The organism is Lacticaseibacillus parakribbianus, assembly GCF_025490915.1.
Classification (GTDB): Bacteria; Bacillota; Bacilli; order Lactobacillales; family Lactobacillaceae; genus Lacticaseibacillus; species Lacticaseibacillus parakribbianus.
On the sequence record NZ_JANQBA010000020.1, the window covers coordinates 1 to 26,272 of the forward strand.

27 protein-coding genes are annotated in these 26,272 nt (G+C 64.5%); 8 read left to right on the top strand and 19 right to left on the bottom strand.

The features are described from left to right. Positions 1-231: 231 nt before the first annotated feature. The 3 genes from NUH19_RS12415 to NUH19_RS12425 all read right to left on the bottom strand — a co-directional run bounded on the left by NUH19_RS12415 (position 232) and on the right by NUH19_RS12425 (position 3,064). The gene (locus NUH19_RS12415) at positions 232-978 is read right to left on the bottom strand and encodes a DUF975 family protein (protein ID WP_262316865.1); all 747 of its coding nucleotides are present in this window, start codon (positions 976-978) and stop codon (positions 232-234) included. A gap of 10 nt (positions 979-988) precedes the next feature. Then, complete coding sequence (locus NUH19_RS12420) at positions 989-1,810, bottom strand: glycosyltransferase family 2 protein (RefSeq protein WP_338085570.1); 822 nt, start codon at positions 1,808-1,810, stop codon at positions 989-991. 477 nt (positions 1,811-2,287) lie between these two features. Next, positions 2,288-3,064 (bottom strand): DeoR/GlpR family DNA-binding transcription regulator, encoded by a 777-nt coding sequence (locus tag NUH19_RS12425; protein ID WP_262316866.1) that lies wholly within the window; start codon positions 3,062-3,064, stop codon positions 2,288-2,290. Positions 3,065-3,416: 352 nt separating this feature from the next. Between NUH19_RS12425 and NUH19_RS12430 the strand changes: the two genes are divergently transcribed. After that, positions 3,417-4,181 carry a hydrolase gene (locus NUH19_RS12430; RefSeq protein ID WP_262316867.1) on the top strand — a complete coding sequence of 255 codons (765 nt, stop codon included), beginning with the start codon at positions 3,417-3,419 and terminating at the stop codon, positions 4,179-4,181. Between the two features lie 138 nt (positions 4,182-4,319). Here NUH19_RS12430 and NUH19_RS12435 read toward each other — a convergent pair whose 3' ends face one another. From NUH19_RS12435 to NUH19_RS12460, 6 genes are all read right to left on the bottom strand, one after another. Beyond that, on the bottom strand, positions 4,320-4,727 hold the full coding sequence (locus NUH19_RS12435; RefSeq protein ID WP_262316868.1) for a hypothetical protein: 408 nt from the start codon (positions 4,725-4,727) through the stop codon (positions 4,320-4,322). A 69-nt stretch (positions 4,728-4,796) separates the two neighbouring features. After that, positions 4,797-5,426 carry a CatA-like O-acetyltransferase gene (locus NUH19_RS12440; protein ID WP_262316869.1) on the bottom strand — a complete coding sequence of 210 codons (630 nt, stop codon included), beginning with the start codon at positions 5,424-5,426 and terminating at the stop codon, positions 4,797-4,799. A 294-nt stretch (positions 5,427-5,720) separates the two neighbouring features. Further along, positions 5,721-6,056, bottom strand: a complete 336-nt coding sequence (locus NUH19_RS12445; RefSeq protein ID WP_262316870.1) for a GIY-YIG nuclease family protein — start codon at positions 6,054-6,056, stop codon at positions 5,721-5,723. Then, positions 6,057-6,752, bottom strand: coding sequence for a DUF2087 domain-containing protein (locus NUH19_RS12450; protein WP_262316871.1), 696 nt, complete (start codon positions 6,750-6,752; stop codon positions 6,057-6,059). A 603-nt stretch (positions 6,753-7,355) separates the two neighbouring features. Beyond that, complete coding sequence (locus tag NUH19_RS12455; protein ID WP_262316872.1) at positions 7,356-8,138, bottom strand: DUF1129 domain-containing protein; 783 nt, start codon at positions 8,136-8,138, stop codon at positions 7,356-7,358. Continuing rightward, positions 8,131-8,466, bottom strand: coding sequence for a PadR family transcriptional regulator (locus tag NUH19_RS12460; protein ID WP_262316873.1), 336 nt, complete (start codon positions 8,464-8,466; stop codon positions 8,131-8,133). Before NUH19_RS12460 ends, NUH19_RS12455 begins: the two co-directional genes overlap by 8 nt. Before the next feature lie 419 nt (positions 8,467-8,885). On the opposite strand from NUH19_RS12460, the gene NUH19_RS12465 reads away from it, so the two are divergent. Both NUH19_RS12465 and NUH19_RS12470 read left to right on the top strand, forming a co-directional pair. Further along, complete coding sequence (locus NUH19_RS12465) at positions 8,886-9,734, top strand: NAD(P)H-binding protein (RefSeq protein WP_262316874.1); 849 nt, start codon at positions 8,886-8,888, stop codon at positions 9,732-9,734. Between the two features lie 165 nt (positions 9,735-9,899). Further along, positions 9,900-10,343, top strand: coding sequence for an Rrf2 family transcriptional regulator (locus NUH19_RS12470; RefSeq protein WP_262316875.1), 444 nt, complete (start codon positions 9,900-9,902; stop codon positions 10,341-10,343). 280 nt (positions 10,344-10,623) lie between these two features. On the opposite strand, the gene NUH19_RS12475 is transcribed toward NUH19_RS12470, so the two are convergent. From NUH19_RS12475 to NUH19_RS12485, 3 genes are all read right to left on the bottom strand, one after another. Beyond that, positions 10,624-11,349, bottom strand: coding sequence for an NAD(P)H-binding protein (locus tag NUH19_RS12475; protein ID WP_262316876.1), 726 nt, complete (start codon positions 11,347-11,349; stop codon positions 10,624-10,626). 13 nt (positions 11,350-11,362) lie between these two features. Continuing rightward, on the bottom strand, positions 11,363-12,091 hold the full coding sequence (locus NUH19_RS12480; protein ID WP_262316877.1) for a nitroreductase family protein: 729 nt from the start codon (positions 12,089-12,091) through the stop codon (positions 11,363-11,365). 77 nt (positions 12,092-12,168) lie between these two features. Beyond that, positions 12,169-12,483, bottom strand: coding sequence for a DMT family transporter (locus NUH19_RS12485; protein ID WP_262316878.1), 315 nt, complete (start codon positions 12,481-12,483; stop codon positions 12,169-12,171). A 598-nt stretch (positions 12,484-13,081) separates the two neighbouring features. Between NUH19_RS12485 and pepF the strand changes: the two genes are divergently transcribed. After that, positions 13,082-14,881 (top strand): oligoendopeptidase F, encoded by a 1,800-nt coding sequence (pepF, locus tag NUH19_RS12490; RefSeq protein ID WP_262316879.1) that lies wholly within the window; start codon positions 13,082-13,084, stop codon positions 14,879-14,881. Positions 14,882-15,133: 252 nt separating this feature from the next. Next, positions 15,134-16,012: an NAD(P)-dependent oxidoreductase gene (locus tag NUH19_RS12495; protein WP_262316880.1), complete on the top strand. Its 879-nt coding sequence runs from the start codon at positions 15,134-15,136 to the stop codon at positions 16,010-16,012. 734 nt (positions 16,013-16,746) lie between these two features. On the opposite strand, the gene NUH19_RS12500 is transcribed toward NUH19_RS12495, so the two are convergent. From NUH19_RS12500 to yidA, 3 genes are all read right to left on the bottom strand, one after another. After that, positions 16,747-17,538, bottom strand: coding sequence for a metal ABC transporter permease (locus NUH19_RS12500; protein ID WP_262316881.1), 792 nt, complete (start codon positions 17,536-17,538; stop codon positions 16,747-16,749). Next, positions 17,538-18,236 carry a metal ABC transporter ATP-binding protein gene (locus NUH19_RS12505; protein WP_262316882.1) on the bottom strand — a complete coding sequence of 233 codons (699 nt, stop codon included), beginning with the start codon at positions 18,234-18,236 and terminating at the stop codon, positions 17,538-17,540. The genes NUH19_RS12500 and NUH19_RS12505 overlap by 1 nt, the downstream gene beginning before the upstream one ends. A gap of 344 nt (positions 18,237-18,580) precedes the next feature. Beyond that, entirely contained in the window at positions 18,581-19,393 is an 813-nt protein-coding gene (gene yidA / locus NUH19_RS12510; protein ID WP_262316883.1) for a sugar-phosphatase, read from the bottom strand. A 251-nt stretch (positions 19,394-19,644) separates the two neighbouring features. Here yidA and NUH19_RS12515 point away from each other — a divergent pair, with 251 nt between their 5' ends. Beyond that, complete coding sequence (locus tag NUH19_RS12515) at positions 19,645-19,824, top strand: hypothetical protein (protein ID WP_262316884.1); 180 nt, start codon at positions 19,645-19,647, stop codon at positions 19,822-19,824. 208 nt (positions 19,825-20,032) lie between these two features. On the opposite strand, the gene NUH19_RS12520 is transcribed toward NUH19_RS12515, so the two are convergent. Continuing rightward, a complete protein-coding gene (locus NUH19_RS12520) occupies positions 20,033-20,848 on the bottom strand; it encodes an HAD-IIB family hydrolase (RefSeq protein WP_262316885.1) in 816 nt (271 codons plus the stop codon). Between the two features lie 102 nt (positions 20,849-20,950). Next, positions 20,951-22,393 (bottom strand): LysM peptidoglycan-binding domain-containing protein, encoded by a 1,443-nt coding sequence (locus tag NUH19_RS12525; RefSeq protein ID WP_262316886.1) that lies wholly within the window; start codon positions 22,391-22,393, stop codon positions 20,951-20,953. Between the two features lie 271 nt (positions 22,394-22,664). Here NUH19_RS12525 and NUH19_RS12530 point away from each other — a divergent pair, with 271 nt between their 5' ends. Next, positions 22,665-23,315 carry a nitroreductase family protein gene (locus tag NUH19_RS12530; protein ID WP_262316891.1) on the top strand — a complete coding sequence of 217 codons (651 nt, stop codon included), beginning with the start codon at positions 22,665-22,667 and terminating at the stop codon, positions 23,313-23,315. Positions 23,316-23,643: 328 nt separating this feature from the next. Here the strand turns inward: NUH19_RS12530 and NUH19_RS12535 are convergent, their stop codons facing one another. After that, positions 23,644-24,669 carry a branched-chain amino acid aminotransferase gene (locus NUH19_RS12535; RefSeq protein WP_262316887.1) on the bottom strand — a complete coding sequence of 342 codons (1,026 nt, stop codon included), beginning with the start codon at positions 24,667-24,669 and terminating at the stop codon, positions 23,644-23,646. A gap of 191 nt (positions 24,670-24,860) precedes the next feature. Between NUH19_RS12535 and NUH19_RS12540 the strand changes: the two genes are divergently transcribed. Then, positions 24,861-25,802 (top strand): phosphotransferase family protein, encoded by a 942-nt coding sequence (locus tag NUH19_RS12540; protein WP_262316888.1) that lies wholly within the window; start codon positions 24,861-24,863, stop codon positions 25,800-25,802. 145 nt (positions 25,803-25,947) lie between these two features. On the opposite strand, the gene NUH19_RS12545 is transcribed toward NUH19_RS12540, so the two are convergent. After that, positions 25,948-26,272 (bottom strand): hypothetical protein (locus tag NUH19_RS12545; protein WP_262316889.1); only part of this gene is annotated, 325 nt, incomplete at its 5' end.

A 26,272-nucleotide genomic window follows, 5' to 3' on the forward strand; every position in this document is an offset into this window, starting at 1 on the left:
ATCAACCGCATTTTCTTGGAACGCGTCTGGTTCAAACCAAATGGCACTAATAAAAGAGCACCCAGACCAATTAAGGTCCAGGCACTCTCATAAATCTGTATCAACTCCACTTGACGAAGAGCCTTATTAATCCCGAATACAATAAAAATGCTCGCTCCCACTAGTTTGTGCGGGGCGAGCATTTTTGTTGTATTCCGGTTGCGTCGCGCCAGTTCTGGGCCTGGTCTGCCGCTAGTCTTGCGGTGCCTGCTGCTGGTCGCGCAGCACCGTCAGGTTGTCGTAGTAGCCGGCCTTGACCAGCTGCAGGTACGGGTCGATCAACAGGTCGAAGAGGTGAAAGGTCACGGTCTCCAGAATCTGCCAGCCGATCAGCGTGAGCTCCAGCACGAAGTAGTCGAACTTGTGGCCCCGCATCAGCAGCCAGGAGTCGCCCAGCGCGGCCAGGAAGCTATAGTGGTCGTTTTTCTCACGCCCGTCGTACAGGGTGAAGAAGGCCATGCGCAGCCCGTAAGCCAGCACGAGGCCGGGAATCACCAGCAGCGAGAGCCCAAGGCCGATCACCAGCAACGCCGTGATCCACACCGCCAAAACGCCGAAGAAGTAACGGCTGTTGAAGGTGCGAAACACCGCGCGGCCGGCGGCGAAGCCTTTTTGGCCGCGGGTCACGTCAAGCGCCGTGAAGGCCAGGGCCTGGGTGAACCACAGGGACACCAGCCCCTCAAAGAGGTTCTCGGCCACCGTGTTGCCGGAGTTGGCCGCGTAGTAATCCGCGAAATTCTGCGGGTTGTAGGCGATGTTGGCCACGCCGAACTTCGTCACGCTTTCAAACAGGGTCCAGTAGGCCAAAATGGCGAACACCACCGTGATCAGCCACGGAATCAGGTTAGCCACGGCCAGGTCGCGAAACACCGTGCCGTCGTGAAGTTGCCGATGCGCCCGGCGCTTAATCTCGCGCCGCGAAAGAATTGTCACTGCCATTGTCTCTCCTTTAATCCTGTTGCTGCGCCGGCGCCTGGCCCTTGGCCGCGCGAAGCGTCTGGTTGATGCGGTGCAGCACCGTCAGCTGCTGGGGCAACGACCCGACCAGCCCATAAGTCCGGGTCGCCGAATCCGCGCGAATCACGTGGTGGTAGCCGGGCTTCCCGCGGTAGAAAAAGCGGTCGGTTTGCACGGCGTATTCGACGCAAAACAGCTCGTCTTCCATTAACGCGAGCGACTCGTCGAACCTCAGGTGAGCCGCCTCGATCACGCTGCGCCGAAAAATTTTGTTCCACAGGTAGCCGCGAACCTGCCCGGCCGGCGCCAGCATGCCGTTGATGAACTGTTTGCGCGTCAGCGGCCGGTCCTGCAGGTGCCGCGGCGCAAGCTGGCTCTTTTTGCCGTCGTCGAGGTAAAACGGGCTGGTCACCAGGTCGTAGGGCCCGGCCTCAAGCGCGGCCACCAGCGCGGCCACCGCATGCGGCGCCAGCCAGTCGTCGCCATCGGCAAAGCCGACGTAGGTGCCGGTCGCCACGGCCAAGGCAGCGTTGCGAGCCGCCGACACGCCGCCGTTGACCGGCTGGTACAGCGCGTGAATCCGCGCATCCCGCGCCGCGTATCGCGCGATGACGTCACGCGAGCCGTCGGTCGAGCAGTCGTCGACCAAAATCAGCTCAAGCGCTTGGTAATCCTGCGCGACCAAGCTGCTCAGGCAGCGGTCCAGGTAGGGCTCGAGATTATAAATCGGCACAATCACCGACACCTTAGGCTGCACATCGCCACCCACTTTCTTCCTATTAGGTTCACTATAACAGCCGCCCGTGGTCGGCACAACCGCCGGGCCCAGGAACCGAGGCGATGTCGCATGAGCCGCTCGCAAGCACCGGCCCTCGGGGCACAACCCGCCCCAAGCACCGGCGCCGCGTTAGCCGGACCGCTAACCCCGCGTGGCTTCGCCCTCTATCTAAACGGGCTACGCCTCGCAACGCCGGCATGGCATGCTCAGGTCAGTCGCCGGGCCAAGTGCTGGCCCAACGACCGACCTCACGCTAGCCGGACCGCTAACCCCGCGTGGCTTCGCCCTCTATCTAAACGGGCTACGCCTCGCAACGCCGGCATGGCATGCTCAGGTCAGTCGCCGGGCCAAGTGCTGGCCCAACGACCGACCTCACGCTAGCCGGACCGCTAACCCCGCGTGGCTTCGCCCTCTATCTAAACGGGCTACGCCTCGCAACGCCGGCACGGCATGCTCAGGTCAGTCGCCGGGCCAAGTGCTGGCCCAACGACCGACCTCACGCTTGCCGCCCGGCTAACCCCGCGTGGCTTCGCCCTCTGCGTTCAGCAGCTGCGTCTTTGGGGCGAACCAGCGGCTTTCGGCCGGGGTCAAGGCGCGGTCGGTGATCAGGGTGTCGATGGCGGTCAGCGGGAAGCCGCGGTACGGCGCCTGAATCTGGAACTTTTGGGTCTCGGAGACCACGACCACCTGCCTGGCGGAAGCGGCCAGGGTCGCCTTGACCTCGGCGTCGTCGGCGTAAGGGAAGTAGACGCCGTCCTGGGCGATCGCGGTGGCGCCAATGAACGCGGCGTCAAAGGCGATGCGCGACAGCAGGTCGAGGCTGCGCGGCTCGAAGAAGAAGCGCCCGTGGTGGTTGAGCTTGCCGCCGAGAATGCGCAGCGTCACGTCGCTTTTGACCGACAGCGCGATTGCGTTGTCCAGCGAGTGGGTGTAGACGGTGACGCTGTCGGTCAGGCTTTGCGACAGCTTGAGCAAGGTGGTCGAGTCGTCGATGAAGTAGACGCCGCCGGGCTTGATCAGCGCCGCGGCCCGGGCGGCCATTGCCGTTTTGGCCTCGGAAAAAAGCTTCAGCCGCTCGGAGTAGCTCGGCACCGTGTGACCGAACGTCAAGGAGACGATGCCCCCGCGGGTGCGGCGCCCGGCACCGGCCGCGGCCAGCGCCACAATGTCGCGCCGGGCGGTGTCGCGCGACACCCCGACGGCCGCCATCACGTCCTCGATGCTCAGCTCCTTGCGCTCAGCGAGCAACCGCTTTATCTCGGAAAAACGCTTCTCTCGGTACATGGTCAACTTGAATCCCTCCCGCCAATAATTCCTTTTCATTATACACGATTTTGGGCCCGAACCGCCGGCGAACGCGCCGTGTGGCCGCCCCCGGCCGGGTTAATCCGCCCTAAATTCGGCTTCTTTTTCCCGGCCGGTGGGGCGAGCTCTGCAAAAATCGGCGCAAATTACAAATTCCGGCCCATTTTTCATGAAAATCCGGCTGTTCCCGCTTACAGAAAAATTTCAGGCCCGTTATATTACGAAGACGTAACATTATGTCAAAAATTCTAAATTTTGTAAACACACTGGCATTGTGGTGACACACCACCTCGATATACTGCAGTCAGTTACAGGGGGAACCTTAACAAAAATAGGAGTGATTTCTATCAAAACCTCAAAAGCCAATATAATCGCCATCGTGATCACGATGGCATTCGGCGCGGCCTTCGCCGTTTACGCCGGGATTCAGCCCGTCGAAGCGATCGAACAGCCGACCGCCACGGCGTACAAACTCGAAGCCTCTAACAACACACCAGCCGCCTCCCAGACGGCAGAAAAGCTCGTCACCGTTCAGACCATCGCGGCCAAGCCACACGCCATCACCTTCAAGGTCGGCGTCAACCCGTACGCGGTCGCCGAAGAAAAGCGCGAGGCCGCGGCCAAGGCCGCAGCCAAGAAGAAGGCCGAAGAAGCCGCCGCTAAGAAGAAGGCGGACGCCGCCAAGAAAGCCGCGGCTGCTAAGGCCGCTGCCGCGAAGAAGGCCGCACTGGTCGCCGCCGCCAAAAAGGCCGCTGCCGCTAAGGCCGCCGCGGCTCGCCGCGCCGCCAGCACCGTCACCGCGACGCAGACCAGCTACACCACCGCCAGCACCGGCCGCTCCGCAGGCACGTTCCGCGTGACCTTCTACGATCCGGCCGTCCTCGGCTCCAGCATGGGTTACGGCGGCATCGCCGCCAACCTCTCCGTGCTGCCCCGCGGCACCCGCGTCAAGATCCAGATGTCCAACGGGCAGACGCTGTACCGCACCGTCAACGACACCGGTGGTTTCGCCGCCGGCAACCCGCACCAAATCGACGTCGCCATGCCGAACAGTCAGATTCCTTCGGCCGGCGTCCTCAGCGCGGTTGTCACCATCCTGTAAATCAATTGCATCCATGCATTGCAAAGCCCCGAACCGCAAACCGCGGTTCGGGGCTTTGTCGTGCCGGCGGGGTCCCGGGGTCTCAGTGCCGGCGGGGTCCCGGGGTCTCAGTGCCGGCGATGCCACGACACAGCGGCATCAGCGCGGGGCGGCGATTCGCGGCAATCGCCAGGTGAGGTGTCTGGCGTAGACGACCTGCCAGCCGGCGGCCGTCAGGGCTTGCGAGGCGGCCGCGGTCGCCGGTCCGGCCGCACCGCCACAACTACCGCATCGTGCCGCCACATCACCGCCACTGCCTTGCGCCCCGGTCGCCACCGGTAAGCCCACTGACACCGCCTCCGCGCCAGCCGGTCCGCGCATGGCGACCACCGCCACCGGCCAGGTCGCACCGGCGGCCACGGCCGCGGGTTCGTCCGCAAACACGGGAATCGCACACAGCGCGTGAACCTGCGCCATCACCTGCGCGGCGGTCATCGCCGCCCCCTCGAACACGTGGCCGGTGCCGGCGGCGTTGGTAGCCAGAAATATCAGTTGTGTCTTGGTCATTCGCTCATCTCCCTTATACAGGTAAGACAACAATTTTGACCAAAAGCGCTAGAGGGGGTGGCCAGTTTTTTACAAAAAACTGGGTGTCGTCAGCAGGTCCTGCACCGTCTTGAACAAGGCGGCGACGTGGTAGCCGTCGGCCACGGCGTGATCCGCGCAGACGCTGAGCGGCATGCGGCCCGTTGCGTCGTAGCCACCGGCCTGCACCACCGGGAACGTGCCTGCAAAGCTCGCGGGTTGCGGCACGTAGCTGTCAAAGTGCAGCCACGGGATCATCCCGACGTCAAAGGCGTTGGCCGGGCGGTTCGGCCGCCCCTGTGGTCCCCCGGCGGCCAGTGCTTGGCCCTCGTCGGCCAGAAACTGGCGGTAAAACGCGGCAAAGTCCGGCTGGTAGGCGGTCCAACCGCCAACCATGCGCTGTGCTGTGTCGAGCAGCGTATAGCTCGGTGCCAGCGCGTCGTAGCGGCCGAGCCGACCGTCAACCTGCGCGACGCAAAACTCGGGGTGAGCGGCGACCGCTTTGGCCACGACGTAAAGGTAGACAGGGAAAAAGCGCAGTCCCAACGCCTTGGTTCGGGCATGGGCGGCCGCCACGTCCAGCGTGGCCGTCAGGGTGAAGCGCATCGGCGCCATCTTGGTGAAGTAATAGTAGTAATCGCGCCGCGGCCAGGTGGCCGGGTCAATCGGGGTGAAGGTCATGGTGAGTCCTTTCTGCTGCGGGTGGTGACGCTCAAACGGTGCCGACCACGGCCATGCGGCCCGGTCAGGCCCGGGCTGCTGAGAATCGAGTGCCGGGATTCGGGCCGCCGGAAATCGGGGTACCGAGAATCGGGTGCCGGGAATCGGGGTGCCGGGAATCGAGGTGCCGGGATTCGGGCGCCAAAGCCCGTGCGACCGGGTCCCGGTGTGGTCGGGCATCGGGTCGCCGCAGCTCGGGCGATCGGGCCGCGGCGCGATCCCGCAGCGGGCGACCGAACCGGCTTTCGGTCGACCCTAGCGGTGGTACTCCGGCTGGATTTTGGCCGTCCATTCGGCGGTCAGGTCCTTGAGCGTCGCCTTCATGTTCACGACGTCATCGGTTTTGGCGTGCCACAGCACCGCGTAGGCGAAGGCGGACTCGCCCAGCGCGTCCCAATCGGCCTGCAGCTGCGTGTCGTGGTAGGCGCCGCGGTTCAGGTTCAGCTTGTAGTAGGTCCAGCGATTCTTGATGTTCGGCACCGCCGCGATGAAGCGGCGGTGGTTGACGGTGTTTTCAATCTGAATCACGCCGTACTCGACCGGCGCCAGTTTGTAGGCCTGGCGCAGCGCCTTTTTCGCTTCCGTGTTCATTCAGTTAATCCTCCAGTAATCGCGGCCGTCCGGCGTTCGCGCCAGGAAGCCGTAGTCGACCAGGTAACGCGTCAGGCTCAGGTAATCGGGATTGATTGCCTGCAAAATGGCTCGCACCGCCTGACCGTCGTAGTGGCGAGCAAAGGTGAATTCCTCGCTCACCCGCAGGCACAGGCAGACTCGCGCCTTTTCCGCTCGCGGCCAGGTCACCGCCAGCCCGGCGCCGAACCGTGCGTACTTGGCCAGCGTCTGGTCCAGGTCGGCTTCGGTGATGCCAAGCGCCGCGGCGGGTTCGGGTACCGGCACCAGCGGGTCTGCGGCCGCCGGCACCCCGAACACCGCTTCAAACTGTGCGAGGTACAGCCGCGCCTGGGCCGCTTTTTGGCGGAACGTGAACTTCTGGTGCCGCACCGTGCCTGCCGCCAGTCCCAGTTGCGCGGCCACCGCCTTGTCGCTGGTGCCGCCGGCAAACGCGAGCAAAAGCGCCTGCTGGGTCGCCGTCAGCGCGTTGGCGCGAGCCGGTGTCGCCAACACGGCCTGCACGGCACCACCGTGAGCCGCCGCGACATGCGCGGCCATCACGCGTTCCCCGGTTGTGGTCCAAGGCGCCGTCTGCTCGCAGGCGTTGCAGGTCAACTGACGGCCGGTGCGGTGGTAGCCGCGCCGCCAGTCTTCAATTGTGTAAGCCGTGGTCATGTCGCACCTCCTCCGGTCAGGTTACACGTGTTTACGGATTTTGTAAACACATTTTGGCAAATCAACGCAAAAAAGCCGGCGCAACCCAAAAGATTGCGGCGGCCGCGCCGAAGCCACCGGACTCACACTGCCCGGTGGCCTTGGCCCAATTCGGTTAGGATTCTGGCTTCGTCTTATCGATTCGTGGTGCGGTGGTACCCCGCCGGTCTGGATCGGGGCCGCAGCTGCCTCGCATTGCGAGTAGGCGCCGATCTGGTGCGACCAGTGGGTGGAGATCCGGGTCCCTGGTTTCCCCTCGTTTGGTTCCGGGGTTGCACTAAAACTCTCGAGTTTAAAGTCGTGTGGCAATACACTGCGACTTGGCATGGGCTAGGTACTAGCGGCGCGAACCGCCGGATCGTTCTCCGCGCAGTAGAGGTGCTGGCGCTGCGGCCGCAGCGCCATCCCCGCACTTGATAATCATCGCAGTCATCTTAACACCAGACCAATTTCCCGTCAACGTTTCTGACTCGCGGCCGCAAGCCAGCGCTGGAAACGCCAATCCGACGCGGTTTGGGCGCGTGGCGTCGCCGAAAATGTTGCGCGTTTTTGAACCACACCGCCTCACGACCGGTCCTTGGCCTGCCACTTGGCCGGCAAAAGCCAGTCGCCGCCGCGAATCAGCAGGGTCAACCCGACCACTAGCAGCGGAATCAGGAGCCGCCCCCACCAGCCGGGTAGGGTCCCCAGCGCATCCGCCGCGGGATAGGCGAACAGCGTGGCCAGCACCGCGACAATCACCGCAAACACCCAAGAGTGCAGCCCCAGCCAGATGGCAAAACCGCACAAGAGCGCCGCAAACCCAAAGCCGGCAGCGACGCTGAACCAGGCCGGCACGGCGACCACGCCGAAGCGTGGGAAGGCATCCGTCAGCGGCAGCAACACCAGCTGAACGGCCAGCAGAATCGTCAGGAACGAGGACCGGACCTTTTTGCGCGTGAAGGTGCGGCGCCGGTGAAAGGCCGTGACCACCAGAATCGCCAGCGGCAGCAGCAGCGCCAGCACCGCCAGCGACCCCAGCGGCACCCGGGCCGGATCCAGGATGATGGCACGCCACCCAGCCAGGGCGAAGCACACGGCCCAGGCCACAATTCCCAGCACCACCCAACCGCGCCGGCTGCGGTGCGGCAGGTTGGCGACGATTTCGTCGCCGATGGCCTGCGGGTCACGGCCGAAGTAATCCGCGGCACCGATGCCGTCGTGCTGGGCCTGCAGCAGGTCCTGGTGAATCTCCGCCAGCGTCGAATCGGCCGCCACGCCGTCGACCCCGATCGCGTCGGTCACGTAGGCCGCCAGCCGGTCGTAGTAGTCCTGGTTGCGCGGCAGCAAAATCTCCGTCTCACTCATGGTTCTCCTCCTTCAGCCTGGCCATCGCCGCGGCCAGCTGCGCCCAATCCGCCGTGAACGCCGCAAGCGCCTGCGCCCCGGCCGGCAGCAGGTGGTAGTACTTGCGCGGCGGTCCCCCGGTCGGCGAGGCGCGGCGTTCACCCTCGATCTGCTTGGCATGCTCGAGCTTGAGCAGCAGCGGGTAGATGGTCCCATCGGCCACCTCGCCGAACCCCGCCTCAACCAGCGCTTGGTGAATCTCGTAGGCGTAGGTTTCGCGCGTCGCAATCACCTGCAGCAACGCGCCTTCCAGCGTCCCCTTCAACAGTTGCGTCGGCAGTCTGCGCATGTTCTCACCTCACTATCTTGCACTGCAAGGATAAGGCGGGACGACTAACTTGTCAAGCAAGGAAGCTAAAAAAGAGGGCGCAGATCGATGATAGGTTCGGCGCTAAAGTCGGTACCGAGGCCGCGCAAGCGCCGGGGTTCGCGGGGCGACCGCGGCGGTGGGTGAATTCCTAGTTGCGTGGTGGCCGCGGCGCTGCCCCAACGCGGGACTCCGCGACAACAACGGCGCTGCCCCGACGCCTCACCGGACTCACCGCGCTGAGGACCCGGGATTTCCCGGGAAATAATGGTGCGATTGCGGCCGCAGGCGCCGTTCGGCCGCGGTGACCCGAGGCGTTCGGGGGTTGACACCGACCAGCTTGCTGTTACAATAAGTGTTGCAAGTTACTTTTAAAGTAACACCAAAAAGGAGATCCGCTTATGACAACTTACGCATTAACCGGCGCCACCGGCCGCTTCGGCCAGACCGCCGCGCAAACTCTGGTACACTTAGTCGGCGCCGATCACGTGGTGGCGCTGGCTCGCAACGTCGAACGGGCCACGTCCCTGCTGCCGGCCGGGGTTACCGTTCGACCCGGCGACTACACCGACCGGGCCCAACTCACCGCCAGCCTCCAAGGCGTCGACCGGCTGCTGTTCATCTCCAGCCAGCCCGGCGCCGCCGTGCCGCGGCTGACGCAGCACGAGAACCTCGTGGCCGCCGCGAAGGCCGCCGGCGTCGGCTTCATCGCCTACACCAGCTTCCCCCACGCCGACACCGCCACGACGCCGCTGGCCGCAGACCACGCCGGGACCGAGCAGGCGATTGTGGAGGCCGGCCTCGCCCACGCCTTTTTGCGCAACAACTGGTACTTGGAAAACGAATCGCACCAGCTGCAGGCGGCCGCGGCCGGCAAGCCGTTCGTCTACGCCGGCGGTGACGGCCTGGTCGGCTGGGCCCTCGAAAGCGACTACGCCGAGGCCGCGGCCCGGGTCCTGGTTGACCCGGCACCACGCGCCATCTACGAGTTCGCCGGGGCGCCTCACACCTACGCCGAGCTGGCGGCGGCCGTGCCGGGCGACTTCCAAGTCTCGTCTTTGACCGCCGACGAATACGCGGCCGGGCTGCGCCAGGCCGGCATGAGTGACGCCAACGTCGCCGTGATGGGCATGCTGCAGGCGCTGATTCGCGACAACCAGCTGGCCGAAACCACCACTGACCTGCCGACGGTACTGGGCCGGTCGCTGGCGCCGCTGGCCGCCGCGGTGCAAACCGTTTTGGGTAAGTAGTCCATCGCCGGCGCCGGCCACACTGCCGCGGCCGGGCGTGACGCCCGGCGACCGCTGATCCAGCCCCGTCGCCCGTCAACGCCGGATCGCACCGGTGCCGCGGCCCCACCCTGGTTCCCGGCGACCGGCTGCGTTATGATGGACTGAGCAACCCAAGGAGCGATTATGAAATTCTCACACAAACTCAGCGATGGCGTTCACATCCTGGCCTACATCACGCTTTTTGAAGGCGGCGATTTGTCCAGCGCCGCCATCGCCGCCAGCATCGAAAGCAACCCCAGCCTGGTGCGGCGCCTGATGGCCGCCCTGGTGCAGGCCGGCCTGCTTCAAAGCCAGCCCGGCACCGCCAAGCCGACGCTCGGCCGCCCCGCCAGCGAGATCACGCTTTTGGCCATCTACCGGGCCTTGGAAGGCGACCGCCGCCTGCTGCACGTCGACGCCAAAACCAATCCGCGCTGCCCGGTCGGCGGCAACATTCAGGCCACCCTGGACGCGGCCTACCAGACGGTTCAAAACGCGGCGGAAACCGCGATGGCCGGCATCACCCTGGCCCAGCTGACCGAGGACATCGCCGCCCGGGCCAAGGCCGCGGGGCAGCTGCCGGGCTAGCCGGCCACCATAAAAACAGAATGGGCTGCGGCCAGCCCAAAACCGGCGCGATTGCAACCGCACCGGTTCCCCACACTTCTGACCCCGGCGATGGCCGGGGCACTGATTCGAACGACCGTCATAGTCGCGCAAGCATCCTGCCAAAGACAGGTCGCGCGGCTATTCGTTTGCGCTTTTTCAGTGCCGAAACGCCGCGCCGCCACAAACAGCTCACCGGCGGCAACGATCATCCCCAAAACGGCCGGCCCCGTCACGCAGACGGAGCCGGCCGTTCAATTAATCACAAGTTGGCAATCGCCGCGGCGATCGGCGTCGTGCCGGCATGCATCGGGATCACGCGGCCGCTGGCGATGTTGGCATGAACCAGCGCCGCCAGCACCGCCGCCACGTCGGCCACCGCGTTGACCCCCGCCTCATCCGCGAAGGCGACGCGCCCGGTGGCCGCGCCGTCGGTCAACCCGCCGGCCTGCAAAATGGTGTAGGCCAGACCGCTGCGGGTCAAAAACAGGTCGGCGTAGTGCTTGGCGATGTAGTAATCGCGCAGGCTTTGGATGCCGGGCGCCGCCCAGCGGGTCCGGTCCAGCGAAAAAATCGTGCTGAGCATCACGTACCGCGCCACCCCGGCCCGTTCGGCGGCCTGCATGGTCTGAATCGCGCCGTCCAGGTCCGTGCCGATCAGGTCGGCGCCGCGGGACCCGGCGGTGAAAATCACGGCGTCGACGCCAGCCATCGCCTGGGCCAACGTCGCCACCGGCGCGTGCAAGTCCAGCGCAAGCGGCGTCAGGGTCCCGCGATCCGCTGCGGCCGAGCCTTCCGCGGCGGCCAGGCCTTCCGCAGGGGCGGCCTGAGCCGGCGAACTCGCAGCGCCAGCGCCGGCCGACGCCCCGCCGACCGCCAGCCGCTCCGGGTGCCGCGCCGCGGCCACCACGTCATCCCCGCGGCCAATCAGCTGCTCGCACAGCGCCTGGCCGACGCGGCCGGTGGCGCCAATTACCAGAATTTTCATGTCATCAATCTCCTTATGCTTGCGGCAGGGTGAAGCCCTGCGCCGCCAGAATGGCGCCGATCTCGTCGCGGTGCTGAAGCGCCGCGGTCAGGTGGCGCCGCACCAGGCCGGTGAAGCTTTCCTGCCTGGCCCCGGCGCTGCGGTTGGCGTAGTAGTTCGCCACCGTGGCGTCGTAATCCGCCGCGGCGGCCGCATCGAAGGCCGGGTAGCCGTTTTCACCCACCGTCAGCTGCCGCGGCAAGCGCGGCTTAGGCTCCGGATCCTCCGCCGGCACTCCGACCATCAGGCCCAGCAGCGGGAAGGTGTAGCGCGGCAGGTGCAACAAGTCGATCATGCGCCTGGGGTCGTTCAGAATGCTGCCGAGAAACACGCCGCCCAGCCCCGACCGCTCGGCCGCGGCCAGCACGTTTTGCGCCGCCAGGGTCGCGTCGAAGCACCCGGCCAAAAAAGCGTTCCAGTTGGTGAAGTGATGCACATCGCTTCCGGCCGGGACCAGCGCGATGTCTCTGGCGCAGTCGACCACGAAGATGAAGAGCTCGCCGCCGCGCTCGTGCAAAACGGCGCTGCCGGAAACGGCCGCAATCTGCTCGCGCAGCGCGACATCGGTGACGCGAATCAGCGTGAAGGACTGTAGAAACTCGCTGGAGGCGGTGGCCCGGGCCACGTCCTCCAGCGCCTGGTAGGCGATCGGCTCCGGCTTGAAGCGCCGGATGCTGCGGTGATTCAGGGCAATTCTATCCATAACAACCTCCCAATCGGTGATAAGCCTAACTTAGCACGGTCAAAACCGGACGGCAACCCGTGCCGGACCGTTTTTGTTCAGCTTGTCACCTTAATGCCGATGATGGCCACCACCAAAAGCACGACGAAGCCCCAGGTCGCCGGGCTGAGCCGATCGCCCAGAAAAATCACACCGACCACCACGCTGCCGACCGCGCCGATGCCGGTCCAGACCGGGTAGGCGAGGCTCATCGGCAGCCGCCGCGTCGCCTCCGCCAGCCCCCAGAAGCTGATCAGCATCCCCACAACCGTCAAGGCGGCAAACCCCAGCCGGGTGAAACCGGCGGAGAGCTTCAGGCACGTCGCCCACACCACCTCAAACACCCCCGCCAACAGCAGATAAAACCACGCCATGTTCAACACGCTCCTAAAAAAACACACCGCGCCGACATCCCATTGGCCTGAGGATGTCGACGCGGTGCCTGCCCGGCGGCAGAAGAATTACCTTGTGGCCAAGGTTACCACACCATGCCGGCGGTGGCCAGATTAAAATTTCAATCATCACTGGCCGGCATCAATTGCCGAATTCTCATCTAATGATTCACTGATGGCCACCACGCCCGGTGCCACCATCACTTGATTGATAATGGCCAGCCGCTATCACGCGATTGATGGCCGGCCACAAGCCTCGCGTTCCCGGCGGCGACCAGGCGCCGGTCCCGCGCCATTTTGGCATGCAAGCGACTGCCGGTGCCGCGCCTTTTTGAGATGTACATGGCGGCCGGCACCGCGCTTTTTTGGCGACGAGCGGCGGCTGGCATCGCGTTCTTTTGAGATGCGAACGGCGGCCGGCACTGCACCATTTTGAGATGTGCATGGCGACCGACACCGCGCTTTTCTGGCGACGAGCGGCGGCTGGCACCGCGCTTTTCCGGCATGCGAGCCGCAGTCGGGCCAACGCGCCGCCACTGTGGTAAAATTAAGCCACAATGAGAAGATGGAGATGAATCGCGTGGAACAATTACCGAAACGAGAAGAAGTCCCAACCGAACTGACTTGGGACCTGACCAAGATTTTTGCCACCGACGCCGACTGGGAGCAGGCGGCGGCTGCCGTCACCGCGCAAGGGACCGCGGCTGCGAAGCTGGAAGGCACCCTCGGCGCCAGCGCCGAGGCGCTGGCCGCCGGCATCACGCAGGTGCTTGACGTGCTGCGCAACCTGGAGAAGGTCTACGTCTACGCGTCGATGTCCTCGGACCAAGACACCGGCAACGCCCATTACCAGGGCTTCAACGCCCGGGCCGAGGCACTGGCCGCCAAGATCGAGGCCCAAACCGCCTTCCTCGAGCCCGAGATTCTGGCGATTCCGGCCGCGACCCTGGCCGATTGGCAGGCCGAAAAATCGGTGCTTGCGCCTTACCGCCACTTTATCGACGGCATCACCGCAGGCCGCGCCCATGTGCTGCCGAGCGCCCAGGAATCCCTGCTCGCCGCGGCCGGCGACGCCATGGGGGCCAGCCGCGCCGCCTTCAACGTGCTGAACAACTCCGATCTGAAGTTCGCAAGCGTCAAGGACGACGCCGGCAACCAGCGCCAGCTCTCCAACGGGCTGTACGGCCAGCTGATTCGCTCGCTTCAGCGCCCGGTTCGCAAGCAGGCCTTCCAGACGCTTTTCCAGTCTTACGGCGACTTCAAAAACACGTTCGCGGCGACCTTGGCCGGCGAGACCAAGCGCCACAACTTCCAGGCCCAAGCGCATCACTACCCGGACGCTCGCTCGGCCGCGATGGCGCATAACCACATCCCGGCCGCCGTGTTCGACACGCTGGTTGAACAGGTCAACGCCCACCTGCCGCTTTTGCACCGCTACGTCGCGCTGCGCAAGGAGCTGCTGGGGCTTGACGACCTGCACATGTACGACATGTACACCCCGCTGACCGGCGACGCGCCGCTGTCTTACACCTTCGAGCAGGCCAAGGCCGAGGCCAAAAAGGCCCTGGCACCGCTCGGTCCGGATTACCTGAGCCACGTCCAGGCCATTTTTGACGGCCGCGACATCGACGTCGTGGAGAACCAGGGCAAGCGCTCCGGCGCATACTCCGGCGGCTCCTACGACACCGCGCCTTACGAGCTGCTCAACTGGCAGGACAGCCTGGACGCCTTGTACACGCTGGTTCACGAAACCGGCCACAGCGTTCACTCCTGGTACACCCGCCACAACCAGCCTTACGTCTACGGCGACTACCCGATTTTTGTTGCGGAAATCGCCTCGACCAGCAACGAGAACCTGTTGACGGACTACTTCCTCAAGACCCAGACCGACCCGAAAATCCGCGCCTACATCCTGAACTTCTACCTGGACGGCTTCAAAGGGACCGTTTTCCGCCAGACCCAATTCGCCGAGTTCGAGCACTGGATCCACACGCAAGACGCCGCCGGCCAGCCGCTGACCGCCGACGCGATGTCGGCCTTCTACGGCGACCTGAACGCGCGTTACTACGGGCCGGACGTCGCGCGTGACCCCGAGATCGCGCTGGAGTGGGCTCGCATCCCGCACTTCTACATGAACTATTACGTCTACCAGTACGCGACGGGCTTCGCCGCCGCATCGACGCTGGCTTCCCACATCAGCGCCGGTCAGCCCGGCGCCGTCGACCGCTACCTGGGCTTCCTGAAGTCCGGCTCGTCGCAGTTCGCCATCGACACGATGAAAACCGCCGGCGTCGACATGACCCAGGCCGCCTACCTCGAGGACGCCTTCGCGGTGTTCGAGCAGCGGCTCAACGAGTTCGAAAAACTGATCAGAGCGTGACCCACGGCGGGTTTAGCGGGACGGGTAGCGTGGCGCCGGCGCTTGAAGCGGGTTGTGCTTCGAGCGACGGTGCAAGCTAACCGCTCCCGCGTTGCCGGGGGGAACGCGTTTAGCGCGTGACCCCGAGCAAACATAGCGGGACGGGTAGCCTAGCGCTGGCGCTTGGGGCGGCACCCCGCCCCGCAAGCCCCGCAAAATTCGCGGGGTGGCACTGAGTTGGCGTTGCGTCGCATTGCGAAAGGAGCAGACATCATGAGTCTTCTGCAGCTCGGTTTCATCGGCACCGGTGTCATGGGTACCGGCATCATCCATAACCTTTTGAAGGCCGGCTACCCGGTCGTCGTGTTCAACCGCACCAAGGCCCACGCGCAGGCCGTGCTGGACGCCGGCGCGACCTGGGCGGCCACGCCGCGCGAGGTGGCCGCGCAAAGCGCCGTCACCCTGTCGATGGTCGGATTTCCGCAGGACGTCGAGCAGGTGTACTTTGGCGACGACGGCATTTTGGCCGGCGCTCAAAAGGGCAGCACCGTGGTCGACATGACCACCAGCACCCCGAGCCTCGCCGAGCGCATCGCCAAGGCCGCCGCGGCGCAAGGCGTGACGGCGCTGGACGCCCCGGTGTCCGGCGGCGACGTCGGCGCCAAGAACGGCACGTTGACGATCATGATCGGCGGCGACGCGGCGGCCGTCGCGCAGCTGCGGCCGATTTTTGAGGCGGTCGGCCACGCCATCAACCACTTCGGCGGTCCGGGGCGCGGCCAGCACGCCAAAATGGCCAACCAGATCATGATTGCCGGCACGATGACCGGTCTGACCGAGATGCTGGTTTACGCCAAGGCGGCCGGGCTCGACCTGGCGCAGGTGCTGGCCACCGTCAGCGGCGGTTCCGGCGCCAACTGGAGCATGAGCAACTACGGGCCGCGCATCCTGGCCGGTGATTACACCCCGGGCTTTTTCATCAAGCACTTCGTCAAGGACCTGGGCATCGCGCTGGACTCGGCGGCCGCCATGGGCCTGGACCTGCCGGCGACGGCGACGGCGCGGCGGCTGTACCGGGCGATGGTCGACGCCGGCCAAGGCGATCTGGGCACCCAGGCGCTGATTCAAAGCTACCCGAGCTGGGGCAAGTAGGCGCGAGTGCCCGAAACACCGCGCCCGTCGCCGGGCCTGCATAGATTACCCAAAACCGTCAAAGCACCTAGTCAGGGCTTTGGCGTTTTTTGGCCTGAACATTCCCGAAAAGAGTCCCGTATTCTGTTATATTTATTTACCAAACATTTACACAAAATTTACATTATCCGTGGCGTAAGCGCTTGCTAAAACGTGCGAGCTGGTGTTATTCTATCAGGGTAGAATTCCGCAGCGCCTCTCGGTCGCACGGCCGAAGTGCAGCTTAAGGCAGCTCGCAGTGACTATCATCCTCATCTGATGAACGTCGACCTATGTCGACCACGTCCGCGGCGTGAGTGTCTAGCGACGAAGAAATTCGCGTAAATGAAAACAGCTTAACTGGTTTGATTCCAGGGAGCTGCGACTGCCGGGTCCACCACAGTGCGTACCACCAACCGAATCGGTTTCACCAGCTAGCGGGGGCAGTCTGCCCTGCAGTTGGGGCGGTTCATCAAGTTAATATCAACCGGGGACACTGTGGGGCAACCCGCGGTGTCCTTTGCGTGTCGCGGAGCGGCGCGGCCAACACCCCGGTGCGAGCGGATCTGGAAGACCTGTTTTGAGGCGGCCGCGGCCGGCGCTGGCCTGAGGCATGAAAGCGCGGTGCTTTCAACACCGCCTGCTCGTTTTCAGAATCCGAGCCAGATTGGCCCAAAAAGGCGTGGTTCCTCGACCACGCCTTTTCAGCTTGCCTGCTACCCCTGGCGCCGCCGCACTTGCAGCGCCGCGAAGTAGAACACGCACTCGATGGCGGCGATGAAGAACGTCACCGGCCAGTTGGTGTAATAGCCCAGCAAAAGCCCCGCCCAGACGCCGATCAGCGCCGTCGCCACCGAAATCGCCAGCATCTGCGGCAGCGTGTGGCCGAGGTACTTGGCCACGGCCGGCGGCAGCGTCAGGAGGATGAACACCAGCAGGCTGCCGACGATCTGGGCGCCGATCGACACCGACACCGCGAGGATCAAGAGAAAGTAGATGCCGATCAGGTTGCGCCGCACCCCTTGCGCCTGGGCGCCGACCGGGTCGAAGGAGTCGAAGGCCAGGCTGCGGTAGGCCCAAGCCATCGTCACCAGCACCACCGCGGCCAGGCCGACCAGCTGCCACACGTCGGCGCGGGAGATGCCGATGATGCTGCCGAACAAAATCGTGGTGGCGTAGCTCGAGCTCTTGGCCGACAGCGCCAAAAACAGGATGCCCAAGCCGGTGAACAGGCTGGACACCGCGCTGATCGAGGCCTCGCGCCGGCTAGCCTTGACCGACAGCTTGCCGACCGCGACGGCACTTGAGATGGTGGTCACAAGCATCCCGTCGAGCGGCCGGATGCCGACGAACACCGCAAGGGCGGCCCCGGCGAAGCCGATTTCCGACAGCGTGTGGGCGAGAAAACTCATCCCCCGGGCGGTGACGAACACGCCGACGATGCCGGTCGTCAGCGCGATGAAGGTGCTGGCGAGAAAAGCATTTTGCATAAAATCATACTGAAACATTAATGCACCTCCGCCACCGGCGTCAGCTCGCGCGGCATTTTGGCCAAATCCATCGTCTGCGTCGGCGCCAGCTCGTGGCCGGTCGCCGTCAGCAGCAGGTACTGACTCGTGAACTCCCGGGCAAGCTCGAGGTCGTGGGTGACGAACAGCACGGTCAGCCCGAGCTCGCGGTTCAGCCGCCGCACCAGGCTCATCAGCTCGGTCTTGGTGTTGACGTCGAGGCTTGCGGTCGCCTCGTCCAGAATCAAGAAGTTCGGCTGGGTCAACAGCGCCTGGGCCAGGTAGGCCTTTTGCTTTTCGCCGCCGCTGGCCGCCCCGAGCCGCAGGTTTTGCCGCTCGCTCAGGTCGCACTGGGCGATCACCTGGTCGACCGCCGCTTTTTCGGCGCGGGTGTGCCACGGGACACGGTGCTTGAGCTGGTTGAGCTGCACGAACTGGCGAATCGTCAGCGGGTACTCGGGGTCGATGTTGCGAAACTGCGGCACGTAGCCCAGGCTCAGGTCGGCGGCCCGGGTGATGGTGCCGGCCGTCGGGGTCAGCTGGCCCATGAGCAGGCGAATCAGCGTGGTTTTCCCCACGCCGTTGGCCCCGATCAGGCTGGTCATCGAGCCGCGAGCGAGCGCGAAGCTCATGTCCGAGTACAGCTTGCGGTCGCGAAAGCCGAAGCTCATGTGTGATACGGTGATCAATGGCGTCATGCGTCTCCCCCAAAAGTCGTTAACAGTAACGGTTACGAATAACAGTTTACACGAGTTGCCCTTGGTTGCCAAATATTTTTCAGAAAGCACCACAAAAAAGGCCCGGGCCCTCGCCCGCACCTTGTCGCAATCTGTCTGCCAAGGTGGCCCGGCCGCCCCGGGCCGCCATCGCGCTCCCTCGCGTAGCCGGTGACCGCGGCGCCGGCCGGCGGCTCGGCGGTTCGGCGGCTTGGCGGTTCGGCGGCTTGGCGGCTTGGCGGCTTGGCGGCCGGCCAGTGGTGCCGCCTAACTCAGCGCAAACTGCCGCAGTGCTAGCGACTCGCCGACCGGCCGGCCGTCTTTGCCTACTTCAGCACGAAGCGCCGCAGCGCCTGGGCGACGCCGCCGGCCGCGTTGGTGCCGGTCACCGCATCCGCGGCCGCCTTGGCGGCCTCAATCCCGTTGCCCATCGCCACGCCGAGGCCGGCCGCCGCGATCATCGGCACGTCGTTGGCCTGGTCGCCAATCGCCATCACATCGGCCATCGGAATACCGAGGTGAGCGGCCAACGTCGCCACCGCGTTGCCCTTGCTGACGGCCGGTGGCAGCACCTCCAGGAAGAAGGGCTCGGAGTTAACGATGTAGTAAACATCGAAATAGTCGCTTGGAAGCGCTTGTTTAGCACCAGCCAACAGCTCCGGCTCGTCGATCAACATCACCTTGACGAAGCGTTTTTCCGGCGCAAACGCCGCCAGCGGCCGGTAAAACAGCGGGACGTGCAGCAGGTACGACTCCCGTACGGTGAAGCGGGACACGTCGGCGTTGGGCGTGTAAAGATGCTCGCGGTCCAGCGCCTGGATGTGAACGTGCTGCGTCGATGCAAACGCTGCCAATCGTTTGAAGTCGGCCAGGCTCAGGGTGTGGGCATCGATCACCGCCCCGCTGGCGGCATTTTGCACCAACGCCCCGTTGTAGGCGATGACGTAATCGTCGGGCCGCCCCAGCCCAAGCGGCGCAAAAAGCGGCGCGATGCCGGACAGCGGTCGCCCGGAGCACAGCACCACCCGCACCCCCTGGGCCGCGGCCGCCTTCACCGCATCAATAGTCACCTGATCCAAATCGTGATTATCGTTGAGCAACGTGCCATCCAAGTCGATGGCCACCAGTTGAATTGCCATGTTCATCCGTCCCTTCTGTCGCAATCCGCCGCTTGGCAAATCCATTTATGCGCCGGCGTCCCCTCCTTCAACCCGTGTCACACCAACTTCTCATGCCCCTCACCTAGGCAAACGGCGTCACGTCTTGATACAATGCATCCGCAGACAAAGTGATATGAGCGGTGGTCCCCATTTCTGAAAGAGGGTGATGCCAATGACGCTGAGGCGGATTGGTGGTCGGATTCTGGTAGAAAGGAGGACACGGCAAACTCGTGATCCCGTCTTGGACGGCGATCGTGGTGTTCCTCAGTGGTTCGACGCTTGCGACCTACGCGTTACGCAAACAGGTCGCAAGCCTGACCCGGCTGATTGCGGAAATCGAGCAATCGATCGCAGCCATCGGCCGCCTAATCGTTGCGATTCAGGCACTGAGGACCATCATCAAAAAATGAGCAAGCTAAAAGCCGCCCACATAACTTTTTGACCGAAGTAGTGGCGGCTTCTTAGCTTCCATAACACTTGGGCCACCGCTCTTAACGCGGTAGTCTGCAAGGCGGCACCCTGGCAGGGGTGCCGTTTTTGCTGGCTCCAGTATAACATGGCCGGTTCGGAGTGGTAAAGCCACTGCGGCGTGAGCCGCGCGCTTTGCGTGACGTGCAACTAGCGCAGCGCCCAAAGCCGCAGCGCCTCGGCCACGCCGTCGCGGTCGTGGTCGGCTACCACCGCGGTTGCGGCCGCCTGAATCGCCGGCGTCGCGTTGCCCATCGCAAAGGTCAGATCCGCCGCGGCGAACATCGAGCGGTCGTTTTCGGAATCACCTATTGCCACGTTGCGCCCGGTCTCAAGCGCCAGGGCCTGGCGCAGCTTGCCAAACGCGAGGCCCTTGCCGACCCCGGTTGGAATCACCTCGAGGTTGGCGGGGCCGGAGCCGGTGGTGACGACGCCCGGCACCGCGGCCAGGCTGGCGATCACCCGGGCCTTGAGCCGGCGATCGGGAATGGTCACGTTGAACTTGGTCAGGTCGTTGCGGTCGGATGATGAAAGCGGTTGCGCCGGGACGCTAGCATCATACGCCAGCTGGTACGGCAGCTGACCCTTTTGATCGGCATCCCCGGCGGCAAAAAGCGCCCGCAGCTTGGACTCGTACTCCGGCGTCTCGAATCGCGCGGTTGGCGAGTAAACTTTGTACGGAATGGCGGCCAAAACAGTAATGACAGCGCTTGCGGTATCTGCTGTGAAGGTCGTGGCGAACAGCTGGCGGCCGTTGACCACGCCAACCGCGCCGTTGAGTCCGACCACCGGCACGGCCACCGCGGCCGCCGCCAGCAACCGCTGAATGTCTTCGGGGTCACGGCCGGAGCAGATGAACGGTACCGCCGTTTTTTGTGCCAGCCGCAGCGCCGCGGCGTTGCCGGCCGAAATGTGCTGGTCGCGGTCCAGCAAGGTACCGTCTAAGTCGATGCCGATCAGGTCCATGAGAATCTTCCTTTGCAAGTGAGTTGACACACAAAAACGGCCGGAATCAACCCGCCGTCACGTGTCGAGATGAACAATCTCACCTTACCATTGTTGCCAGCCTCACGCCAGCACCAACCGCTGGCCGATGCGCAGGTAGTTCGCGTTGGTCAGGTGGTTCTTCGCCGTCAGCTTCGCCACAGTGGTGTGGTTGCGCGTCGCGATGCCCCAAAGCGTGTCGCCGGCTCGCACCACGTAGGTCTTGGCCGCCGCGGCCTTCGCGGTCGTCTTCGCTGCCGCCTTGGTCGGCGTGGCCTTCGCGGTCGTCGCCTGCGTCGCGGTCGCCTTCACCGCCGTGGTTGCGGCACGAATCACCAGCCGCTGGCCAACGCCGATGCGGTTGGGGTTGGCCAGCTTGTTCAGGCTCACCAGCTTGGCCACCGTGGTCTGGTGGCTGCGAGCGATCGCGTAAAGCGTGTCGCCGGCTCGCACCGTGTAGGTCACCGCCGGGCTGGTCACGGTCGGCTTGGCAGCCGGCTTCGTCGCGGTTGCCGTCGTCGGTTTCGCGGCCGGCTTGCTGGTGCTGGTCGCCGGCTTAGTCGTCGTGGTCGGCTTGGTCGCCGGTTTGGTCGTTGCTGAACTTGTGGTCGTTGTCGTCGCTTTTTTCACAACCAGCTTCTGGCCGACCATCAGGACGTTCGGGTTCTTGAGGCCGTTCAGGGCGGCCAAGGCGCTGACGGTGGTCCCGTAGCGCCGCGCGATCGCGGTCAGGGTGTCGCCGCGCCGCACGGTGTAGGTCACACCGGCCGTGCTGCTGGTGGTCGCACCGGCGCCGGTGCCGGCCCCGCCGGCGTTTTGGAACGCCAGCTGGTCCCAGGCGGTCAGGCGGTAGGTCGCAATCAGCTGGCGCAGCTTGGCCGGGTAATCCGGCGCCGTCGCGTAACCGTCGGCCTTGATGCGGTTGGTGGCGGTGGTCGCGTTGGTGACGCCGATCAGGTTGGCGTAGCGAGCGCTGGTCGCCAGCACCGTGGCGTGATCGGCGATGCTGGCGGCGTCGTTCGGGTAGACGCGGAAGTTATCGTAGATGGTGTGGTAGGCGCCGCCGTAGTACTCGCGCGTCGCCACCCGCACGGTTGCGCCGTTGTAGCTGCCCTTCATGCCAAAAAGGTTGTGGTACCTGGTGGCCATGCTGGAGCCGCCCCAGCCGCTTTCCAAAATCGCCTGGGCGGCGGTCAGAGACGGCAAAATGCGGTGCGACGTCCAGCCGGTGATGGCACCTGAGATAATCTGGTTCAAAAAGCCGGCGACGGCCTTGGGGTAGCGGCTTGAGTTAGTCGCCTGCAGCGCCTGAATGCCGCTGGTTAACGGGCTGACTTTCGTGACCGAGCTGGCCAAAACCGTGGTCTTGGCCCGACTCGTCTGCGCCTTTGCCACCGCGGCGGTGGCGGTTTTGGCGCTGCCGGCCGCCTGGGTGACGTGGCCGCGGCCCTGCGCCCCAAGCGCCGCCAGTGCGGCCGCGGTGACCCCCAGTGTCGCCTTCCCTAACTGAACCCGATTCATTGTCATCAGCATCCTCCTATCGTTACCTTTTCTTAATAATTCCATCGTAGCATGTTGGCCCGGCCGGCGACGTGACAGTTTGATTACGAGTCCGTGACCGTTTTTACAATGGCTCACCGGCAACACATTGTAAGCGCTTGTGGTCACTTGACGATAAATGCCCAGGTGGCGCTTACCAAAAGATAGAGAAAGCGCTATACTGAAGTCGAATCCGGGTTTTCAAGCGCAACGTTGGCGCGTCCAGCTCAACCCGCTACTTAATTGAAGGGAGTCTTACCTGATGACTTTTGTGAACAATGATTTCGGTGATGTGCTGCTGCACCGTTCCTCGGTGCGGGACTTTGACCCAAGCGTCACGATTCCCCGCGAAGAGCTGACCGCCATGATTCAAGAGACGATCACGGCACCTTCCGCCTGCAACCTGCAGGCTTGGCACTTCGAGGTCGTCGACAACGCCGCCGGCAAGGACTTGCTGCGCCAGTACTTCATGAAGTTCAACCTGCCGCAGCTGGAATCCGCCAGCGCCGTCGTTCAGATTTTCGGCGACACTCAGGCCTTCAAGTCCTACCGCGACCTGTGGAACAAGGCGGCAGCGGACGGCCGCATCACGCCCGAAAAACGCGACGAGGTACTGCGGACCTTCCTGCCGCTGTACGAAAAGGCGCCGCAGTCGATGCTAGTCGCCGACTCCTCGGTCGACTCCGCCATCGCCGCCACCCAGCTGATGCTGGTCGCCCGGGCTCACGGCTACGAGACCAACCCGATCGGCGGCTACGACACGACCAAGGCCGCCAAGCTCTTCGGCCTCGACCCGACCCGCTACGTGCCGGTCATGGCGATTGCCATCGGCAAGCCGGCCAAGAACGGCAAGGACGAGATGAAGTCCGCCCGTTACCCGGTCGACCAAGTGCTGCACTTCGCAGACTAACGCGGTCGAACCAGTGCTGTGCTGCGTGGACTAACGCCGTCGAACCAGTGCTGCGCTTCCCAGACCAACGCGGTTGAACCAGTACTGCGCTTCCCAGACTAATCCAACAGACCATTAAAAAGCAGGTGCTTCACTTCACAACTTGTGAGGTGAGGCACCTGCTTTTGCGTGGTTGAACTTCGATAGATTGTGCCCGTCACCACCGGGCAAGGTGGTGACACGACGCACTGAGTCGACGAGACGCAATCCGCGGCAAGTGGCTGCGACCGCCGTCGCCCGGACCGCCGCCGTCACGGTTGGCGCGACCCGGCCTCCGAATCACCGCCGGTTAGGCCTCCACCGTCACGACCCAGCCGGCCGGGCCCTCGACGTCGCCGTTTTGGATGCCGACCAGCGTGTCGTAGAGCTTTTGCGTGATTGGGCCGACGCCGCCGTCGCCGAACTGATGCACGTGGTCGCGGTACGTGATGCTTTGAATCGGGGTGATCACCGCCGCGGTGCCGCAAGCGCCGGCCTCGGCCAAATCATTCAGGCCGTCGATCGGAATGCGGGTCTCTTCGGCGGCCAGGCCGCAGACGCTGGTCGCCAGGTCCATCAGCGAGCGGCGCGTGATGCTTTGAAGAATGGACGGCGACTTGGGCGTCACGAACTTGCGACCGTCCTTGGTGATGGCGAAGAAGTTGGCCGAGCCGACCTCCTCGATGTAGCGGTGCTCGATTGGGTCGAGGTAGATGGCGTCGCCGAAGCCATGCTCATGGGCGTACTTACCCGCCTGCAAGCTCGCCGCGTAATTACCACCGACCTTGCTTTGCCCGGTGCCAAAATGGGCCGCCCGGTCGTAGGTCTCCGCGACCATGAACTTGGTCGGCACCATGCCGCCCTTGTAGTAGGCGCCGACCGGCATCGCAAACACGGTGAACAGGTACTCCTTGGCCGGGGCGACGCCGATGTTCTCCCCGACGCCGATCAGAAGTGGCCGCAGGTACAGGGTGGCGCCGGTGCCGTACGGCGGCACGTACTCGGCGTTGGCCGCGACGACCTGCTTGACGGCGGCCAGAAACTGGTCGGTCGGCACCGCCGGCATCAGCAGCTGGCTGGCCGAGCGGTTCAGCCGCGCCGCGTTTTGATCCGGGCGAAAGAGCTGGATCGCACCGGACTTGGTGCGGTAGGCCTTCAGCCCCTCGAAGGCGCTTTGGCCGTAGTGCAGGGCCGGGCTGCTGATGTTCAGCGTCAGGCTGCCGCCTTGAACCAGGCCGCCCTCGTCCCAGGCGCCGTCCTTCCAATGCGCGTCGTAGCGGTACGGCAGTTCCATGTAGTCGAAGCCCAGGTTTTCCCAATCAAGATTAACAGTCACGTGATAGCCTCCATGTGTTGTGCATTACTTACTGAAGCATACCCGAGATTCACGCGGGGCTCAAGCTCGCCGGTCAGGTAAACTGACACTCGATAACAAAAATTATTTTTTGGGCCCCGCGCGACTTGTTTTCACCCCTTGTTTCACGTGGAACAGCGGGTATACTGAAGGCAAAACCCTTGGAGGTTGCCATGCCATCTCGCATCTACCAAGAACTGACGCCGCCGCAGCTGACGGCGCTGATTCGCCGCCACTTCCCCGGCGCCACCGGCTACCGCGTCGCCGTCGCTCACGGCGGCCTGTTCAACACCACCTACCGCCTCACCCTGGCGACCGGGGCCGCCTACATCTTGCGCATCGGGCCGGTTCACCGCGAGCTGCTTTTGCCCTTCGAACACGGGCTGATGGCGGCCGACGCGCAGGTCGCGGACTTGCTGGCCCAACACGGCGTCCCCGGCAGCCAGGTCGTCGCCTGGTCGCCGCGCGACGCGGCGCTGGATCGCGCCTACATGCTGACGCGCTGCCTGCCCGGCGTGACGCTCAACGACCCGGCGGTGACGCCAAGCGAGCGGCTGGCGCTGTACCGCCAGCTCGGCGCCACGATGGCCGCTTTTCACGCGATCACCGCGCCGCGCTTCGGTCGCCTGGCGGAGCCCGACCGCCGCTTCGCCACCTGGAGCGGCTGGGTCGAGGCCGAGTTCGCGACCACCCTGGCGCTGCTGGTTCACCACGCGCTGCTCACGCCGGCCCAGGCCGCTCACGTGCAGGCCTGGGTGGCTGCGACACGGCCGGCGCTTGACGCGATCACCACGCCGCACCTGGTTCACGCCGACCTCTGGGAGGGCAACGTGCTGGTCAGCCTGGACCACCGCCGGCTGGTCGCCATCATCGACTGCGACCGCGGCCTGTTCGGCGACCCGGCGCTGGACTTCGCGATTTCGCCAACCACCCCGGCCGAGTTCTACGAAGGCTACGGCCGCCGCCCGGCGCCAGACGCCGCGGCCACCACGCGCGATACCGTTTACCGGGCCCTGTACAGCGCCTGGGACGGCTTCGTCTACGCCGTCGAGTACGCCAACCCGCAGGCCGCCGCCGAGTGCCTGGCGCGGCTGGTGGCGCTGGCCGCGGGGTAGCTGGCAACCCGCGTCTTCCCCGCCTCTCACGTGCCGTTTTGGTGACGCCTGCTCATCCTGACCTCATCGCGCCGAGGTCAGTTTTTTTACTAAAAAAGCACGACCACCGCATCGCTGCGATGGTCGTGCTTTTGGTTAGTGGAGCTTACTTGGTCAGGTTCTGGAAGGCTGCCTTGACAGCCTTGGCGAAGGCGGCGAACTTAGCGCCGACCTTAGTCGTGGTGGTCTTGGTGTCGGTCGTTGCGGCCGGAGCCGTGGTGCCGGCCTTGGCTGCTGCGATGTCGGCCTTGAAGCCAACCAGTGCGTCGAACTGCGCCAGCTTGTCGGCAAGCGTCGTGGCCTTTTGACCGGCCGCTTTCGCGTTGTCGAGGTCGCCGTAGTAGCTGCGGCCCGTCGCGGCATCCGTCGCGTTGCCGATGGCAACCGGCGTCGCCTGCTTGATGGCGGCAGTGAAGGCGTCCAGCGCGTTG